This is a genomic window from Arthrobacter koreensis (genome assembly GCF_035792275.1).
GTDB classification, from domain to species: Bacteria; Actinomycetota; Actinomycetes; order Actinomycetales; family Micrococcaceae; genus Arthrobacter_B; species Arthrobacter_B koreensis_A.
On sequence record NZ_JAMWKK010000006.1, the window covers coordinates 129,531 to 146,666 of the forward strand.

The 17,136-nt window shown below is 66.5% G+C and carries 17 protein-coding genes; 13 read left to right on the plus strand and 4 right to left on the minus strand.

Annotation, left to right across the window (positions count from 1 at the left end):
* Positions 1-78: 78 nt before the first annotated feature.
* Positions 79-633: a thioesterase family protein gene (locus tag NGB94_RS08305; protein WP_325790150.1), complete on the plus strand. Its 555-nt coding sequence runs from the start codon at positions 79-81 to the stop codon at positions 631-633.
* Between the two features lie 90 nt (positions 634-723).
* A complete protein-coding gene (locus tag NGB94_RS08310; RefSeq protein WP_325790151.1) occupies positions 724-1,344 on the plus strand; it encodes a dihydrofolate reductase family protein in 621 nt (206 codons plus the stop codon).
* Here NGB94_RS08310 and NGB94_RS08315 read toward each other — a convergent pair.
* Together NGB94_RS08315 and NGB94_RS08320 are read right to left on the minus strand one after the other, a co-directional pair.
* On the minus strand, positions 1,341-2,024 hold the full coding sequence (locus NGB94_RS08315) for a class I SAM-dependent methyltransferase (RefSeq protein WP_325790152.1): 684 nt from the start codon (positions 2,022-2,024) through the stop codon (positions 1,341-1,343). The genes NGB94_RS08310 and NGB94_RS08315 overlap by 4 nt on opposite strands.
* Positions 2,025-2,163: 139 nt before the next feature.
* Entirely contained in the window at positions 2,164-3,867 is a 1,704-nt protein-coding gene (locus tag NGB94_RS08320) for a hypothetical protein (protein ID WP_325790153.1), read from the minus strand.
* 372 nt (positions 3,868-4,239) lie between these two features.
* On the opposite strand from NGB94_RS08320, the gene NGB94_RS08325 reads away from it, so the two are divergent.
* The 3 genes from NGB94_RS08325 to NGB94_RS08330 all read left to right on the plus strand — a co-directional run bounded on the left by NGB94_RS08325 (position 4,240) and on the right by NGB94_RS08330 (position 6,950).
* On the plus strand, positions 4,240-5,676 hold the full coding sequence (locus tag NGB94_RS08325; protein ID WP_325790154.1) for an OFA family MFS transporter: 1,437 nt from the start codon (positions 4,240-4,242) through the stop codon (positions 5,674-5,676).
* Positions 5,673-5,774 carry an MFS transporter small subunit gene (locus NGB94_RS16785; RefSeq protein WP_194783038.1) on the plus strand — a complete coding sequence of 34 codons (102 nt, stop codon included), beginning with the start codon at positions 5,673-5,675 and terminating at the stop codon, positions 5,772-5,774. The genes NGB94_RS08325 and NGB94_RS16785 overlap by 4 nt, the downstream gene beginning before the upstream one ends.
* A 138-nt stretch (positions 5,775-5,912) precedes the next feature.
* Complete coding sequence (locus NGB94_RS08330) at positions 5,913-6,950, plus strand: NAD(P)-dependent alcohol dehydrogenase (protein WP_325790155.1); 1,038 nt, start codon at positions 5,913-5,915, stop codon at positions 6,948-6,950.
* Positions 6,951-6,968: 18 nt separating this feature from the next.
* Here the strand turns inward: NGB94_RS08330 and NGB94_RS08335 are convergent, their stop codons facing one another.
* Positions 6,969-7,751: an SDR family oxidoreductase gene (locus NGB94_RS08335; protein ID WP_325790156.1), complete on the minus strand. Its 783-nt coding sequence runs from the start codon at positions 7,749-7,751 to the stop codon at positions 6,969-6,971.
* A gap of 275 nt (positions 7,752-8,026) precedes the next feature.
* On the opposite strand from NGB94_RS08335, the gene NGB94_RS08340 reads away from it, so the two are divergent.
* Together NGB94_RS08340 and fmdA are read left to right on the plus strand one after the other, a co-directional pair.
* Positions 8,027-8,314 (plus strand): zinc ribbon domain-containing protein, encoded by a 288-nt coding sequence (locus NGB94_RS08340; protein ID WP_325790157.1) that lies wholly within the window; start codon positions 8,027-8,029, stop codon positions 8,312-8,314.
* Positions 8,315-8,346: 32 nt separating this feature from the next.
* Positions 8,347-9,603: a formamidase gene (gene fmdA, locus NGB94_RS08345; RefSeq protein WP_325790197.1), complete on the plus strand. Its 1,257-nt coding sequence runs from the start codon at positions 8,347-8,349 to the stop codon at positions 9,601-9,603.
* Between the two features lie 45 nt (positions 9,604-9,648).
* Here the strand turns inward: fmdA and NGB94_RS08350 are convergent, their stop codons facing one another.
* A complete protein-coding gene (locus tag NGB94_RS08350; RefSeq protein WP_325790158.1) occupies positions 9,649-11,628 on the minus strand; it encodes an acyl-CoA dehydrogenase family protein in 1,980 nt (659 codons plus the stop codon).
* Between the two features lie 183 nt (positions 11,629-11,811).
* Between NGB94_RS08350 and NGB94_RS08355 the strand changes: the two genes are divergently transcribed.
* The 6 genes from NGB94_RS08355 to NGB94_RS08380 all read left to right on the plus strand — a co-directional run bounded on the left by NGB94_RS08355 (position 11,812) and on the right by NGB94_RS08380 (position 17,095).
* On the plus strand, positions 11,812-12,447 hold the full coding sequence (locus tag NGB94_RS08355) for a TIGR03085 family metal-binding protein (protein WP_325790159.1): 636 nt from the start codon (positions 11,812-11,814) through the stop codon (positions 12,445-12,447).
* Between the two features lie 102 nt (positions 12,448-12,549).
* A complete protein-coding gene (locus NGB94_RS08360; protein ID WP_325790160.1) occupies positions 12,550-12,993 on the plus strand; it encodes a MarR family winged helix-turn-helix transcriptional regulator in 444 nt (147 codons plus the stop codon).
* Between the two features lie 48 nt (positions 12,994-13,041).
* Complete coding sequence (locus NGB94_RS08365; RefSeq protein ID WP_325790161.1) at positions 13,042-13,386, plus strand: bifunctional 3-phenylpropionate/cinnamic acid dioxygenase ferredoxin subunit; 345 nt, start codon at positions 13,042-13,044, stop codon at positions 13,384-13,386.
* 3 nt (positions 13,387-13,389) lie between these two features.
* Positions 13,390-14,607 (plus strand): NAD(P)/FAD-dependent oxidoreductase, encoded by a 1,218-nt coding sequence (locus NGB94_RS08370; RefSeq protein ID WP_325790162.1) that lies wholly within the window; start codon positions 13,390-13,392, stop codon positions 14,605-14,607.
* A 117-nt stretch (positions 14,608-14,724) separates the two neighbouring features.
* On the plus strand, positions 14,725-15,771 hold the full coding sequence (locus tag NGB94_RS08375) for an iron-siderophore ABC transporter substrate-binding protein (protein ID WP_325790163.1): 1,047 nt from the start codon (positions 14,725-14,727) through the stop codon (positions 15,769-15,771).
* Positions 15,772-15,841: 70 nt separating this feature from the next.
* Positions 15,842-17,095 carry a mechanosensitive ion channel family protein gene (locus tag NGB94_RS08380; RefSeq protein ID WP_325790164.1) on the plus strand — a complete coding sequence of 418 codons (1,254 nt, stop codon included), beginning with the start codon at positions 15,842-15,844 and terminating at the stop codon, positions 17,093-17,095.
* The last annotated feature ends 41 nt before the right edge of the window (positions 17,096-17,136 follow it).

Genomic DNA, 17,136 nt, shown 5'->3' on the forward strand with positions numbered 1-17,136 from the left:
CCCGTATTCGATCCGCCGGCTGCAGAAACGCAGCGCGGGTTGGCGCGCACCTATGTTACTCGTGGGTAATATGACGGCATGCACCTGATCTTCCGCACCCTGCTGCTGCTCCTGACCGCGCGCCGACGCCGTCCCAAGCTGGACCTGTTCGAGACCTCGTCGCTGCCCATGCGGGTGCTGCCCACCGACCTGGACTTCGCGAACCATGTCAACAACGGCATGTACCTTTCCCTGATGGACCTGGGCCGGTTCGACCTGATGATCCGCAGCGGTTTCTGGAAGCTGATGCGCAGCAAGGGTTGGGGGCCGGTCATCAGCAACGAGACCATCAGCTTCCGCAAGTCGCTCGAGCCCTGGCAGCGCTACAGCATCGAGACCAGGATCATCGGCTTCGACGACCGCGCCATCTACTTTGAGCAGCGCATGGTGGTGGACGGGGAGATTTACGCCAGTGCCTTCATCGCCACCCGGATGCTCTCCAGGAAGGGTCCGGTCACCAACGAGGAAATCTTCGACGCCGTGGGCCGCCGCCCGCCGGAGGACCTGGTGCTGCCGGAGTGGATTGCGGACTGGCGGGCAAATGTGGCGCTGCCCGGCACCCGCCGTCCGGCGCCGCACGCCTGGGCTGCCTGACCTACCCTTGACTGCCGCGGCACGCTGACCGAGCCTGAGGATAACCGCGCGTCGCGGCGAACAGCGTGCTGGAGTCCGGAGGTGCCCGCCATGCGGCTGACCGTAAATACCTTCCTGAGCATCGACGGCGTCATGCAGGGCCCGGGCGGCCTCGATGAGGACCCGTCCAACGGGTTCGACCGCGGGGGGTGGCTGGTTCCGCTCGCGGACGAGGAGATGGACCGGCTGGTCTCCGGGTGGATCAGGCAGGCGGACGCACTGCTGCTGGGCCGGCACACGTACGAGATGATGCAGCCCTACTGGGAACTGGTCACCGACCCGTCGGATGTTGTGGCTGAGTCATGGAACCACCTGCCGAAGTACGTCGTCTCCAGCACAATTATCGAGCCGACCTGGCACAACACGGAGGTCATTTCCGGTGATGTGGTGCGCACTGTCGCCGCGCTGAAGGCGCAGGGCCACGGTGAGCTCCAGGTGCACGGGAGCTATCAGCTGGCCCGCGCCCTCTACAACGCCAAGCTGGTGGACGAATTCCGGCTGCTGGTTTTTCCGGTGGTCGTCGGCGCCGGAAAGCATCTGTTCGAGGACGGCGCAGCGCCGTCGTCATTTATGGTTACCGGCTCCCACGTGACCAGATCCGGGGTGGTGGCGCTGTCCCTGCTGCCGCGGGAGTTTGCCGTGGCGGAGATGCTTCGAAAAGGAAAGGGCTAGGCGCCCCGGCGCGCGAGCAGCACGTTGTCGTGCACCACGGCTTCCTGGCCTTCCGGGCCCCGGACAGTGCGGGGAATCGCTTCCGCAGTCTCGATGATCCAGCCGCGGCCCGCCAGGCCGAGTTCCGCGGCGAGCTCCGGCGCGGTGGGCAGCGCGGGATCAGGGGCCGGGTGCCGGCCCCACGGCGGAAAACCCTGGTGCCCGACGACGAGGAGGCGGCCGCGCGGTGCCACCGCGGCAGCTGCGCGCAGCAAGATCTGGTTGCGCGGAAGCTCAGTGGGGGAGTGCAGGTACTGGGCGCAGACCAGATCGTAGCCGGGATCCGTGCCGGGGTCCGTCGCGGACCACTCAGCCAGGTCGGCTTCCACCAGCGTGACCAGCTGCCCGACGCCGGCTTCTTCCGCGTGCGCGGCGGCGCGTTCCAGGGCTACGGCCGAGATGTCCAGCCCGGTCACTTCCCAGCCCTGTTTGGCCAGCCACACGGCGTCGGCGCCTTCTCCGCAGCCGAGCTCCAGTGCGGTGCCCGGGTTCAGGCCCTCGACCTCCCGGACGAGCAGGGCGTTGGGCTTCCCGCTCCACACCTGGGTGCGTTCGCGGTAGAACCCGTCCCAGAATTCGTGGGGCGGAGCAGCGGGGGTGGAATCCTGCGGGGCGTGCTGGTGGGACGGGTTTTCCTGCATAGTTGAACTTTAGTTCCGCGTCCCGGAGCGACCAAGCCCGCCGGTTCCGGGCGGGGATAGTAGAAAGGCCGGACACTGCCCGTGCAGGGCGTGTCCGGCCTTTCCTTCGTCGGTGGTGCGCGCTTCTCCGCGCGCCGCTCTAGTGCTGTGAGCGGCGGCTGCGGGCCGAGATAAGCAGGGCCAGCGGGATGAGCAGCAGCGCCACCGGGATCAGGACCGCCAGGATGGCGGGGGAGGTAATGATCTCGCCCGGGGTCATGGCTGAGGTGCGTTCCATCATGGTGCCGGCACCGGCGGAGATTTCACCGTTGCCGTCGGCCAGGGTCACGGTGCCGTCGGCCAGTTTGCCGTTGCCCTCGGCAAGGTCAGCGGCGCCGGTCTTCAGCGTGGTGGTGCCGTCCTTGAGCGTCTTGGCGCCGTCATCCAGCTTGACCATGCCTTCGTTCAGGGAATCCGAGCCGGAGAGCAGGCGGCCGGAGCCGTCTGCCAGCTTGGCGTTGCCTTCGGAGAGCGAGTAGGCGCCGGCTTCGAGCGTTCCCAGACCGGTGGTCAGGGTTCCTGCACCGTTGGCGAGCTTGGCGTTGCCTTCGGAGAGGGTGTAGGCGCCGTTCTCGAGGGTGACGAGGCCCCCGGTCAGGGACTGGGCGCCCGCCTGCAGCGTCTTTGCACCGGAGATCAGTTCGGCCCCGCCTGCAGCCAGCTGTCCTGCACCGGCCTGGAGCTTGGGCGCGCCGGCAGCGATCGCCTCGGCACCGCTGGCCAGCGCGGGCGCCTTCTCGTTCAGGGTGGTCAAACCGCCGGCCACCGCATCAGCACCATAAATAATCCCTCCTTGGTTGACGACTGTGCCAAAGGAAGTTGTGTACTGCGGGGAGCCGGGATCACCGTTTAGACCTGCATTGACACTCATGACAAGCTGCTGCAGTCCTTCGAGTTTGGCGGCGGCAAGTTCCAAGTCAGCTGCGCTCTGAGCCAGGTCGGTTCCCGGTGGCAGCAACGCAGCCAGCGGAGAAGCCGCCAACTTTGAGAGACTGTCGGCGGCAGCTTCAAGACGGAGGGCTCCCGAAGGCCTGCCGCCCTTGCCGGCCGCGTAGTCTATTGCGATTTGATCCGCGACGCTATCGGGCTGACCGGGCTGGGGCACATTAATTCCTGCCCACACGCGGTACAGACCGCCGTTCACTCCGGAGGCTCCGGTCTCCAGATCAGTGATCCCCCGCGCAGCTTCCCCTGCTCCTGCAGCCAACTGAGCTGAACCGTCAACCAACGGCTGCATCTCTGACTGCAACTGCTGGGCACCCGCGGTGAGCTGCTCGGCGCCAGCGACCAGTTGGCCGCTGCCCCCGGCAACCTTTTCGGAACCTTCACGGGCGGTCGTCGCGCCGGTGGCCAGCTTGTTGGCACCCTCGGAAGCTGAATACGCGCCGTTGGCCAGAGTCGAAGCACCGGTGTAGGCATTCGTGGCACCGGTGGCGAGCTTGCTGGCACCCTCGGAGGCGGCAGCAGCGCCGTCGTTCAGGGTGGCGGCCCCGTCATTCAGTGACGTCGCGCCGGTCTTGGCCGTGCCAATGCCCTGGGCGAGGGTCTGGGCCCCGGTGTCCACCTTCTCGCTGCCGGCGGCCACCTTGTCTGCGCCCTCTTTCGCGGCAGCCGCGCCTTCCTTCAGGTCTCCGGCACCGGCGGATGCCCGCTCGGCCCCCTCGGAGAGCTGGGTGGCGCCGTTGGCTACCTGGTTGGTGAAGAGCACAAAGAAGGCCAGCAGCAAGACCAGGAACACGGCCAGCAGGCCGGTCAGAATGGTGTGCGGCCGGTTAGTGGACCGGCCGGACGTGGAACTCGTCATTGAATATCCCTTTTCTGATTCAACTTCGGTCTTGAGACCGCTTGGATGGCGGGAGAACGCCTGTGGGCTCCGCCTTCGTGGTGCGCTGCCGGGCATTTCCCGCGTGTCATGCAGTGTCACGAACCGGGGTTACCGAGCAGTAGGAATGTGATGTCGGTTACATCTAACTTACTGATTGGTAACAAAGCAAGGGTTTTTGAAAATTAGTTACCCGCCGGTAGGTTGCGGCGCCTGGCCACATGTGATCCGCGTTTCACGGCGTGTCGGTAGCCCCTGACGCAGGGAAATCGACAAGGCTGGGGCGCACAGGCCGGTGCCGTCCTGGCGGCACCGGCCGGCCAATGACTTGCTGGGTGAGATTGGGAGATCAAGATGAGCTGGCTGGACCGCGACCGCATTATTGCCCCGCCCGGATTCAACCGATGGCTCATACCTCCCGCGGCCCTCGCCGTTCACCTGTGCATCGGACAGGCATACGCCACGAGCGTCTACAAAACCGCCCTCGTGGAGTACTTCGATGCCAGCCTCACCCAGATCGGCGTGATCTTCTCCGTCGCCATCGTGATGCTCGGACTCTCCGCCGCGGTGATGGGAACCTGGGTGGACCGCAACGGTCCGCGGAAAGCCATGTTCGTCTCGGCCCTGTTCTGGTCCGGCGGGTTTATGGTCGGCGCCCTGGGCATCTTCACCGGACAGCTGTGGCTGGTCTACATCGGGTACGGATTCCTGGGCGGCATTGGACTGGGCATCGGCTACATCTCCCCGGTCTCCACCCTGATCAAGTGGTTCCCCGACCGCCCGGGCCTGGCCACGGGCATGGCAATCATGGGCTTCGGCGGCGGCGCGCTCATCGCCAGTCCGCTCTCCTCCGCGCTGCTGGCCTTTTATGACCCGGAGTCCGGCACTCCCGGATGGGTAGCCAGCGGCGACGCCGTCGGCAAGCTGTTCCTGACCCTCGGCGTCGTCTACCTTGTCTATATGCTCTACGGGGCATGGACCATCCGGGTGCCTGCGGATGACTGGAAGCCCAAGGGGTTCGATCCGGCCACCGTGGCCAGCAAACCCCTTGTCACCACGGCCAACGTGTCGGCGTCGAACGCCATCAGGACCCGGCAGTTCTGGCTGGTCTGGATTGTCCTCTTCTGCAACGTCACGGCTGGAATCGGCATTCTGGAACAGGCAGCGCCCATGATCCAGGACTTCTCCCGCCAACCCGACGGCGCGTCACTGGTGACGGCGGCAGTTGCCGGCGGATTCGTGGGCCTGCTCTCGATCGGCAACATGGGCGGCCGTTTCGTCTGGTCCGCCACCTCGGACGTGATTGGCCGCAAGCGGATCTACATGGTCTACCTCGGCGTGGGCGCCGTCTGCTACGTGCTCCTGGCCCTGTTCGGCTCCACATCCACGATCCTCTACGTCCTGCTGGCCTTCATCATCCTCTCCTTCTACGGCGGAGGCTTCGCCACGGTTCCCGCCTATCTGCGGGACCTGTTCGGCACCTTCCAGGTGGGCGCCATCCACGGCCGGCTGCTGACAGCGTGGTCCGCCGCCGGCATCGCAGGACCGCTGATCGTCAACTCGTTCCTGGACGCCCAGGGCACCCCCGGTGAGCTCACGGCCCAGGCCTACCAGCCTGCACTGCTGACCATGGTGGGCCTGCTGATCGTAGGGTTCATCGCCAATCTCCTGGTCACGCCGGTGGCCCCCAAACACCACGAGCCGGCCAAGGGCGAAACTCCCAAAGCCGCTGAAGAAACCCCGGCCCGGAACTCCGGCACCACCGAAACCCTCGAGGAAGGCACCCGATGAGCACCCTGAAACTGACCTTTAGCTGGCTGCTCGTCGGCATTCCCCTCGCCTACGGGGTCTTCCAGACACTTACCAAGGCCGCGGCACTCTTCGGATAGCCATTTCCTGAGCTGGCCGCCCAGCTGCCCGGCACTGCCGTTCAGGGCTGTGTTATCAGGCCAACGGTGCAAGGATTAAGAGGCCAATCCATCCAGCCGTGCGGGCGGGATCTGCCGGTGCGGAGACAGGAGCATGCCATGAAGGCCCTTCAATACCGCAGCATTGGCCAAGCCCCCGAAGTCGTGGAAATCGATACGCCGGAGCCCGGGCCGGGACAGGTACGGCTCAAGGTCACGGCCGCCGGAGTGTGCCACTCGGACGAATACATCATGTCCCTTCCCGAAGGGGAGTACGTCTACGGGCTGCCGCTGACCCTCGGGCACGAAGGAGCCGGCATCGTGGACAAGATCGGCGACGGGGTGAAGTACATCGAAGAGGGCCAGTCGATGGCTGTCTACGGTCCGTGGGGCTGCGGGCTCTGCTACGAATGCTCCTCGGGACAGGAGAACTACTGCCGCAATGCCGCGAGTCTGGGCATTGCCCCTCCCGGGCTGGGTGCTCCGGGCTCCATGGCGGAATACATGATCGTGGACAGTGCGCGGCACCTGCTGCCCCTGGGTGACCTGGATCCCGTGAAGAACGTGTCCCTGACGGATGCCGGACTGACGCCCTATCACGGGATCAAAGGCTCCCTGGAGAAGCTGCACTCCGGTGCCACCGCCGTCGTTATTGGTGTGGGCGGCCTGGGACACGTGGCCATCCAGATCCTGCGCGCCCTCACCAGCGCCACCGTGGTGGCCCTGGACATTGACGAAGCAAAACTGAACCTCGCCAGCGACGTCGGTGCCCAGTACACCTTCCCGTCCGAGGCCGGTGCCGCCACCATGGTCAGCGACCTCACCAACGGGCTGGGTGTTGACGCCGTCTTCGACTTCGTGGCGAACCAGGCGACCCTGGACCTGGGGCAGGCCATGGTCCGCCCGCAGGGCGACCACGTCCTGCTCGGAGCCGGAGCCGGAACCCTGAAGGTGGGGCTGGTGTCCGGTGCTGCCTGGGACGTCTCCGTGCGGTCGCCCTACTGGGGTTCGCGCACCGAGCTGTTCGAAGTCCTGGACCTTGCCCGCGGCGGGCACATCAACGTGCACACCGAGGTCTTTTCGCTCGATGACGCACCGGCCGCCTATGAAAAGCTGAAGAACAACCAGCTGCTGGGCCGTGCAGTCATCGTTCCCTGACCGGCAGCAGCGCCGCCATTAGCCGCCGGCCAGCAGGCCGCCGTCCAGGGTCAGGACCTGCCCGGTGATCCAGGCGGCGTCGTCGGAGGCCAGGAAGGCGGCGCCCGCCGCGACGTCCTCCGGCACTCCCAGCCGCCCGAGCGGGTATGCCCCGGCCGCTTTCTCCTCGCGCCCCTCATACAGGGCCTGGGAGAAGCGGGTCTTTACGACGGCGGGAGCCAGGGCGTTGACGCGGACGCCGGGAGCCAGCTCGACGGCGAGGGACCGGGTGAGGTGCTCCAGCGCCGCCTTGCTGATCCCGTAAAAGGCGATTCCCCTGGCCGCCGTCCGTGCGCTCACCGACGACATGTTGATGACCGATGCCCCGCTGTGGCGGAAGCCCGCCGCCGGGTGCCGGCAGGCTGCCTGCACCCAGGCCAGGGCGGTAAGCACATTCGTCTCCAGGATCTTCCGGGCAGCGTCCAGATCCAGGTCCAGCAGGGGACCGTAAGCGGGGTTGGTGCCGGCGCAGTTCACCAGGACGTCCAGTCCGCCCAGCCCGTCAGCTGCCGCGTCCAGCACCGAACGCTGGTGCAGCGGGTCCGCCGCGTTGCCGGACACGGCCAGGGCCTTCCCCTCCGGAAATCCTGCGGCTGCCTCCTGCAGCGCTGCCGGATCCCGGCCGGTGATCACTACCCGTGCCCCCTCGTCCACGAAGCGCCGGGCGATCGCCAGTCCAATGCCGCGGCTGGAGGCGGTGATGACGGCCCGCCTCCCGGCCAGGCGCTGCGTGCCCGCGGCGGATACCGGATAGGTGCTCATGGGAGTCCCTCGCTTCAGCTGTCGGCGCCCGGGTCCGCGTTGGCCGGACGGCCCGAGTCTGCGCCGGCGGAATAAGGGTGTCAAGACTGTTTCCCCGCCGGCGCTGCGCCCGGGAAATAAAACCCATTGACCTATATCCAAAGCGGTCATTAGGGTATTGAACAATCGAGCCGGCCGGATTTCAGTGCCTGTTTGGTGCGCTGTTGACCGTCTGCCGACAAAACGGCGGCGGTGGATTCGCCGGGCATAAAACACCAGCCGCGGAAAGGTGCCTGATGCCGCTTTACGCTTACCGGTGCGCGGACTGCGCGGACTTTGAAATCCAGGCTCCCATGGCCAGCGTCCCGGAGGCTGAACCCTGCCCCGAATGCGGGACTCCCGCTCCCCGCCGGTTCACGGCACCGAACCTGTCACGGTCATCCTCCAGCGCCTACAAACTCATTGAAAGCACGGCGCGCACGGCATCCGAACCCGCTGTTGTTTCCTCGCCCGGCGGGCTGCGGCCGGCCGGTGCGGGAATTACACGGAACCCGCTGCACCAGAAACTTCCCCGCCCCGACTAAACCGTGTGATCCAGTTTCCCCAAGGAGGAATGGTGCCAAAAAACCTGTTTCCACTCGATTCGGCCAGGAAATTCGAAGACCAGGAAAAGCTGGGGCATAACCGCTGGCATCCGGAAATCCCTCCGGTCGCCGTCGTAAAGCCGGGTGAGTCGTTCCGGGTCGACTGCCGTGAATGGTTTGACGGTGCCATTGTCAATGACGATTCCGCCGAGGACATCCTCAATGCACCTCTGCTGAACGTGCATAAACTCAGCGGACCCTTTGCCGTAGAGGGCGCCAAGCCCGGAGACCTGCTGGTGGTGGATATCCTGGACGTCGGTCCCATTCCGCAGGAGGACTCCGGTCCGCTGGCCGGGCAGGGCTGGGGTTACACCGGCATCTTCGCGAAGGAGAACGGCGGCGGATTCCTCACCGACCAGTTCCCTGATGCCTACAAGGCGATCTGGGACTTCAACGGCCAGACGGCCACCTCGCGCCACGTCCCGGGTGTCTCCTTCACCGGACTGATCCACCCCGGCCTGATGGGAACCGCCCCGTCGGCCGCGCTCCTGGCGAAGTGGAACAAGCGCGAGGGAGACCTGATTGCCACGGATCCGCACCGGGTACCGCCGCTGGCGCTGCCGCCCGAAGCCGAACACGCGGTCCTGGGCGGGCTGCCGCGGGAGGACTGGGCCCGTGTCGGCTCCGAAGCCGCCCGCACCGCCCCTCCGCGCGAAAACGGCGGCAACCAGGACATCAAGAACCTCTCCAAAGGCTCACGGATCTTCTATCCGGTGTTCGTGGACGGCGCCAACCTCTCGGTGGGGGACCTGCACTTTTCCCAGGGCGACGGCGAAATCACGTTCTGCGGCGCTATTGAGATGGGCGGTTTCATCGACCTGCGCGTGGAGATCATCAAGGGCGGCATGGACACCTACGGGGTCCACGAGAACGCCATCTTCATGCCCGGCACCACGGACCCGCAGTTCAGCGAGTGGATCGCGTTCTCCGGAACGTCGGTGACGCTGGAGGGTGAGCAGCGCTACCTGGACTCACACCTGTCCTACCAGCGGGCATGCCTGCACGCGATCGACTACCTGACCAAGTTCGGCTACAGCCCGGAGCAGGCCTATCTGCTGCTCGGCGCCGCACCGATCGAGGGCCGGCTCTCCGGCGTCGTGGACATCCCGAACTCCTGCTCCACGGTTTACATTCCGACGTCGATCTTCGACTTCGATGTGCGGCCGTCGGCCTCCGGGCCATTCCAGATCGACCCCGGCATCGGAGCTCCGCGAGCCTCGAACGGCTGAGCACGCACGCGTGCCCCGGTCATTTTTCCGGGGCACGCGGTCCGCTCAACGGTACTTGCGGTGCAGGTTCTCTTTGGGTTCGCCGTCGGACGCGGTCGTTGAAATCCACGGCCCGGTTCCTTCGGACTGGTCCAGCACACCCTCCTCCAGCCAGGTGTAGCGCCCGTCCAGGACCTTCTTGGAGAGCCTGTGGTCCTCGGCATCCGAATTGCTCCAGAGCTCGGTGAAGAGGGCATCCACGCGCACCCTCGACTGGGCGCAGAAAGCGTCGGCCAGCTCGTAGGCCCCGGCGCCTTCCGCTGCGTCCCGGCGGCGGATGGTCTCTGCCTTCATGCAGGACGCGGACATGGCGAACAGCTCCGCGCCGATGTCCACAATCCTGCCCAGGAACGCCTGGTGGTGTTCTAGTCCGGCCTGCCAGCGGGCCATGCCGTAGAACGTGGAGCGCGCGAGTTTGCGGGACGCCCGCTCGGCGTAGCGCAGGTGCTTGGCCAGCGGCCCGAACTCCGCGTACGACGTCGGGACGTTGCCGTTTCCCACCGCCAGGGTGGGCAGCCACTTGCCGTAGAAACCGCTCGCCTTTGCTCCGGCCTGCACCTTCCGGGACAGCGAAGCGTCCGCCACAGCGAGGTCCCCGGCCGCCTTCAAATGGGAATCAACGGCCTCGCGCGCGATGAGCAGGTGCATGATTTCGGTGGACCCCTCGAAGACCCGGTTGATCCGGAGGTCGCGCAGCTGCTGTTCGGCGGCGACTGCACGTTCCCCGCGTGCGGCCAGGGAGGCTGCCGTCTCGAAGCCGCGTCCGCCGCGGACCTGGACCAGTTCGTCGGCGATGTTGTACGCCATTTCGCTGGCCCAGAGCTTGGCCAGCGCCGCCTCGATCCGGATGTCCTTGGTGCCGGCGTCGGCCATTTCGGCAGAGAGCTCAAAGACTGACTCCAGCGCGAAGGTAGTGGCGGCAATGAAGGCGAGTTTCTTCCCCACCGCCTCATGCCGCCCGATGGGCCGGCCCCACTGTTCCCGCGCATTGGACCAGCCGCGGGCAATCTTCAGCGACCACTTGCCGCCGGCGGCGCACATCGCCGGGATGGAGAGGCGTCCCGTGTTCAGGGTGGTCAGCGCGATCTTGAGGCCCTGGCCTTCGCGTCCCACCCGGTTGGCCGCGGGGACACGGACGCCCTGCAGGCGGGTCACCCCGTTTTCGATCCCGCGCAGGCCCATGAAGTTGTTGCGGTTCTCCACACTGATCCCGGGGGAGTCCATCTCCACGATGAACGCGCTGATTCCGCCCTTCTGCCCGTCATGCGGCGGCACCGCGGCCATCACGACGACCAGCTCAGCGATCACTCCGTTGGTGGTCCACAGCTTGACGCCGTCCAGCACGTATTCGCTTCCGTCGGCGGAAGGAACAGCGGTGGTGCGCATGCGCGCCGGATCGGAGCCGACGTCGGGTTCGGTGAGGAGGAATGCCGTGATGGCCCCGGCGGCGCAGCGCGGCAGGTATTCCCGGCGCTGTTCCTCGCTGCCGAAGACCTTGACCGGCTCCGGAACCCCAATCGAAAGGTCCGCCGAAACCAGGGCGCCGAGGCTCGGATGGACCGTGCCCAGGATCATCAGCGCCCGGCCGTAGTAGAGAAGCGAAAGCCCCAGGCCGCCGTACTCCTGCGGGATCTTGAGGCCGAAGACCCCCAGCTCGGCCAGGCCGGCCAGGTACTCGTCGGGGATCAGGCCGGTGCGCTCGATCAGCTGGCCGTCCATGGTGGCGCAGTATTCGGTCAGTTCTGCCAGGAACTTCTCCGAGCGTGCCACTTCCGCCGGAGCGGGCGCCGGATGCGGGCGGATCAGTGAGAGGTTGAAGTCGCCCAGGTAAATTCCCTTGGCGAAGCTGGGCCGCTGTTCGTCGGTGATGCGGGACGCCTCGGCAACTTCGCGGGCGTCTTTCTCGCTGACCTTGCGTTCCCGGAGGCGGCGGACCGAGTCGTCCTCGCCGGTGTTTTGGGCATCCTGCAGATTAGTGGAACTCATGTTTTCCCCTAAGTTCTGGACTGGTCAGGGCCGCTCCCCAGGCAGCCTCCGCTGGCTGTGCCAGCCATGCTACGCGCTCCTACTGGCCGGTAAAGGGGTATCCGGAGAACCGGTACCGGCCGGTAGCCAATCCCGTCCGGGGCTCCCCATGGCCACAGCGCGCGGCCATGTAGGGTACCGGGCATGGCATGGATGGAAACCGAACGCGAGGCAATGGTCCGGACGCTGCACGGCACGGACCCCCAGGCGCCCACCCTGTGCGAGGGGTGGAACGTGAGCAGGCTGCTGGCCCACCTGGTCATGCGTGAGGAGCGGCCCTGGATGATGGTCGGAGATGCCGTCCGGCGCGACAAACCGGGGCATGAGCACAGCCTGAACGCGCTGGCGGCGCAGGCAGGCACAGAGCCCGGGTACCGGGAGCTGGTAGACCGGTTCGCTGCCGGAGCCCAGGGCATCTCGCCGATGCGCTGGGGAGGCGACGCCGTCAACCTCCTTGAATTCTTTGTGCACCATGAGGACATCCGGCGGGGAACCGGAGAGGCAGCGCCCCGCGGGATCCCGGCGGGGGAGGAAGCTGAACTGCGCCGCCGGCTGCCGCTCATGGCGCGTATGGGATACCTGCGCAGTCCCGTCGGCGTGGTGGTGCAGCTGCCCGGCGGAGAGCAGGCGAGGGTCCGCCGGGGCGACGCGCCGGTGACCATAACCGGGCCGGTTACGGAGCTGGCGCTGCACGCAATGGGCCGCCGATCGGCTGCGCGGGTGGAGATTTCCGGCGCGCCCGGGTCCGTGGACCGATTCCGGAGCTTTGCCGGCGCCTGACGGACGCCGAGCTTGACAGGCACCCCCCGACTGCGGTTTGGATAGTAAGTACACTGAGGAAATTGGAACACCAGCCACAGCTATCTCAGGGGGAGACCAGGTATGCAGAACGAGGGGGATTGGGAAGCCGTCCGGCTGCTGTCAACGGCAGCCCGGATGCTGCGCCGGGAGATGGATAACCGGCTGCGGGCCATGGGACTGACCCAGGAAAGGGTCACGGCCTTAAAGGTGCTGCGCGACTTTGGACCAATGCGCCGGGCAGAACTGGCGCGCAGGCTCCGGGTAACCGCACAGACACTGGGAACAACGCTGGTGAGCATGCGCTCCCAGGGACTCGTCTACGAGGTGGGCGACGGCGCCGAGGCGCCTAAACGGGCAGTGCATATTTCCGAGTACGGCCGCGAAGCGCTGGGACAGGCAATCCGCCTGGAAGACCAGAGCCTTACGGCTGAACTCCGGCCGGCACTGCGCCAGGAACTTATTTCGCTGATTTCGGAACTGGAGGGCAACCGCCAGTACGGCACCGCGGGATCTGCCGGTGCCTAGTTGCCTGCAGCTCTGGGCGGGGCCGCTGCGCGCGGTAACGTGGAAGCCATGAGCGAAGGAATCCGCGTAGCTGCAGCAGCTGACATTGACGAAGGCGAAGCCATCACGGTGGACTCAACCACCACCGGGACTGCCGATGACATTGCCGTCTTCCACAGTGACGACGGCGGGTTCTATGCCCTGAACGACACGTGCACCCATGAAGAGGCTTCGCTCGCCGAGGGCTGGATCGAGGACGGGGAAGTTGAATGCCCGGTCCACTCCGCCCGCTTCTGCCTCAAGACCGGGGCTGCCCTCTGCCTTCCTGCCACGGTGGATGCCGTTGCGCACCGTGTGGAGGTCGTGGACGGCGACGTCATTCTCTACCCGGGCACAGCCCCCGCCGGATCCTAGCGGATGTCCGACGCCGAGCCCCGCTCCGTAGCGGTCATCGGAGCCGGGCCCGCGGGTTTCAGTGCCGCGGCTGAACTGCGCCGGCGCGGATTCGGCGGGCGCATCCAGCTGCTTGACCCGGCGGGTACGCCCTATGACCGGCCGCCGCTTAGCAAGGCCTACCTCGCCGGGGGAGCGGGCGAATCACTCGCGCTCGCCGAAGAGTCCTGGTATGAAAGCAACTCCGTCGAGGTAACTGCCGAAGCCGCGGTGCGGATCGACCCGGATTCCGGGACGGCGGTCCTGGCCGGCGGCGGGGAAATCCAGGCCGATGTCCTGCTGCTGGCTACCGGCGGCACCGCCCGGGAACTGCCGTTCCCGGGCGCCGGCCTGCTCCACACCCTGCGCAGCCGTTCCGACGCCGATGCATTGCGCGGCCGGCTGGGTGCCGGCAAGCGCCTGGTCATCATTGGCGCCGGACTCATCGGGGCCGAAGTCGCCGCGACGGCCGCGGCCGGCGGCACCGCCGTCGTACTCATTGATCCGGTTCCTGTGCCGCTGGTACCTGCCGTGGGGCCGGAACTTGCCGCCTACCTGCATTCCCTCCACGCCCGGTCCGGGGTTGAGCCGGTCACCGCGCTGCCCGTGGACGTCGTGGCCGACGGCGGTGCGCTGGCGGTGCTGCTGGAAGACGGCAGCTCCGTGAGAGCGGATACCGTGCTGGCCGCGGTGGGCATGGTCCCGGACACCGGACTCGCGGAGGCCGCCGGGCTGGAGGTTGATGACGGCATTGTGGTGAACCGTGCAGGGCGAACCAGCCACCCCCGCGTCTTCGCTGCAGGCGACGCAGTCCGCCGCCGGACCGGCGACGTCCTGGAGCGGCGCAGTGAGCACTGGGACGCAGCTGTGCGCTCCGGCCAGGCAGCGGCAGCGGGAATCCTGGGCCAGGAGCCTGCGGAAGATGCCGTCCCCTGGTTCTGGACCGACCGCTACGGCGTCCATGCCGAAGCCGTAGGCGCCATGTCCGCAGACGGGTCAAGTGTGGAGCGTGGAAAGCCCGGCCCCGGATACGTGGTCTTCCGGATTGCGCCGAACGGGACACTGGCCGGGGCGGCAGGGGTCGACGCCGGGAATTCACTCAGGGCGGCCCGCCGGCTGATCGCGCTCGGCAAGCCCGTGGACGCTGCCGCACTGGCGGATCCGGCGGTGGATCTGCGCCGCCTCCTGCGGCCGCGGCCGTGATTGTGACCATTAGGGCACATCTGTTTTGCGTATTTCCCGCCGTCATAGGTTAGCCTTACCTTGCCGGATAAAAGTGCCGGCCTCCCCGTCCACACTGCACTATCAAGGAGCCCAAAAATGGCCCTGTCCCGCATGCGCAGCCTTGCGGCCGTCGCCGCCGTCGCCGCGCTGTCCCTTTCCGCCTGCTCCACCGGGTCGTCCTCGGATGCAGGCACCGGAAGCACCGCCGGCTCCAGCGACCAGTTCCCCGTCACCATCGAGCACGCCTTCGGCGAGACCACCATTGAGTCGGTCCCGGAGCGCGTCGCTACCGTCTCCTGGGTGAACACCGATACGGCACTGGCCCTGGGCGTTGTGCCCGTTGGCATGCCGGAATACGAGTGGGGCGGCAACGAAAACGGCACCACGCCGTGGATCGATGACGCGCTGGAGGAACTGGGGGCACCTATCGGATCCGAGAACGCTCCGGTTCAGTACTCGGAGACCGACGGCATCAACTTCGACGAGATCGCGGCCACCACGCCGGACGTCATCCTCGCCGCCTATTCCGGCATCACCGAGGAAGAATACGACAAGCTCAGCGCCATCGCTCCGGTTGTCGCCTACCCCGAAACCCCGTACTACACCTCCTGGCAGGACTCCGCCGAGATGATCGGCGAAGCCCTGGGCAAGAGCGACGAAGCAGCCAAGCTGGTCGAAGACACCGAAAAGGCCATCGCCGACAAGGCTGCCGAATACCCGGAGCTCGCCGGCACCAGCTTCATCTACGGCAACCTGGACACCACGGCCGGAGCAGACCAGATCTCCATCTACACCTCCGGTGACAACCGGCCCAAGTTCCTGAAGGAACTCGGCATGGTCCAGGCGCCGATCGTGGACGAAAACGCCCCCGCGGATGCGTTCTACCTGACCTGGTCCCCGGAGCGCGCCAATGAGCTCGAAGCAGACCTCTTCGTGAGCTGGGTTGCTGACGACGCCGCCAAGGATGCAATTGTTTCCGATCCGCTGCTGAGCCAGATCCCGGCCGTGAAGAACGGTGGGCTGGTAGCCGATTCGGACAACACCCTGACGCTGTCCATCTCAGCCGCCAACGTACTGAGCATCCCCTACGCCCTGGACAACTTCGTTCCGATGCTGGGCGAGGCTGCCGCGCAGGTCAAGTAAACACCCCGGTATTCCGAAAGCGCTCCTCCGGTTCGTCCGGAGGGGCGCTTTCGCGTTGAGGATCACAGAATTGGACAGGCCCCCCGGGGCGTTTGCCATGATCGGCATCATGCAGGAATTCCTAGACGCAATCGATCCGCTCCGCCCGCTGATCGCCGTCCTCCTCGCGGTGGCAGCTGCCCTGATCGCAGCCCGGATCGTCCGCGGCTCAGCCGCCCGGATCTTCCGCAAGGTCCCGCACATCCGTGAAGTCACCGCCCTGGGGCGGAACCCGCTGCGCCTGGTCCTGGCCCTGATCGGCGCCCGGATCGCGCTCGGAGCCACGGCCCGCTCGGAATCCTGGTACGGAACGCTGGACTACGTGCTGGTGATCAGCCTGATCGCCGCGATCTGCTGGCTCGCCGTCGTTGCCCTGCTGATTGTCGAGGCAGTCATCCTCACCAAATACAGCACTGACACCAAGGACAACCGGCGGCTGCGGCGGCTGAAGACCCAGGTGATCCTGGGCCGCCGGGTCGCCGTCGCGCTGATCATCACCGTGGCCGTTGCCTGCGTGCTCCTGACCATCGACGAAGTCCGTGCCCTCGGTGCCGGCCTGCTGGCCTCCGCCGGCCTGCTCTCGATCGTCGCCGGCCTTGCCGTCCAAAGCACCCTGGGAAACGTCTTCGCCGGTCTCCAGCTCGCCTTCACGGACGCGATCCGCGTGGACGACGTCGTTGTGGTGGAGGGGCAGTGGGGCACCATTGAGGAAATCACCATGACCTACGTGGTGGTGCACATCTGGGACGACCGCCGGCTGATCCTGCCCTCCACCTACTTCACCTCCACGCCGTTTGAGAACTGGACCCGCAAGCAGTCCGCCATCCTGGGCACAGTCGAGCTGGACCTTGACTGGGAATCCCCGGTGGCAGCAATGCGCGAAGAACTGAAGCGCATCCTGGCCGGAACGGACCTCTGGGACGGACGCACCGGGGTCCTGCAGGTCACTGACGCCGTCCAGGGCCTGATCCGGGTACGCATCCTGGTTTCAGCACCGGATTCGGGAACACTCTTCGACCTCCGCTGCCTGGTCCGGGAATCCATGGTCTCCTTCCTGCAGGAAGAACACCCGGCTGCACTCCCGCGGCAGCGCTTCGAGCAGCTGCGCGAACCTGCTCCTGCCAGGGAGCCCTCACGTCCCGGGCCGCGGCGCAGCGGCGGCCCGGAGGACACGAGCACGTCCCAGCTGTTCACCGGGAGCATTGACGCGGTGGAGCGGAACCGCAGTTTTGCCGGTCCCGGACAGGACGCCTGGGAAGACCGGGATGAGCACGCGGACCGCTAGGTGTTGACAAGGCGGGGGTGCGGCGGGCTGGAATGATATCC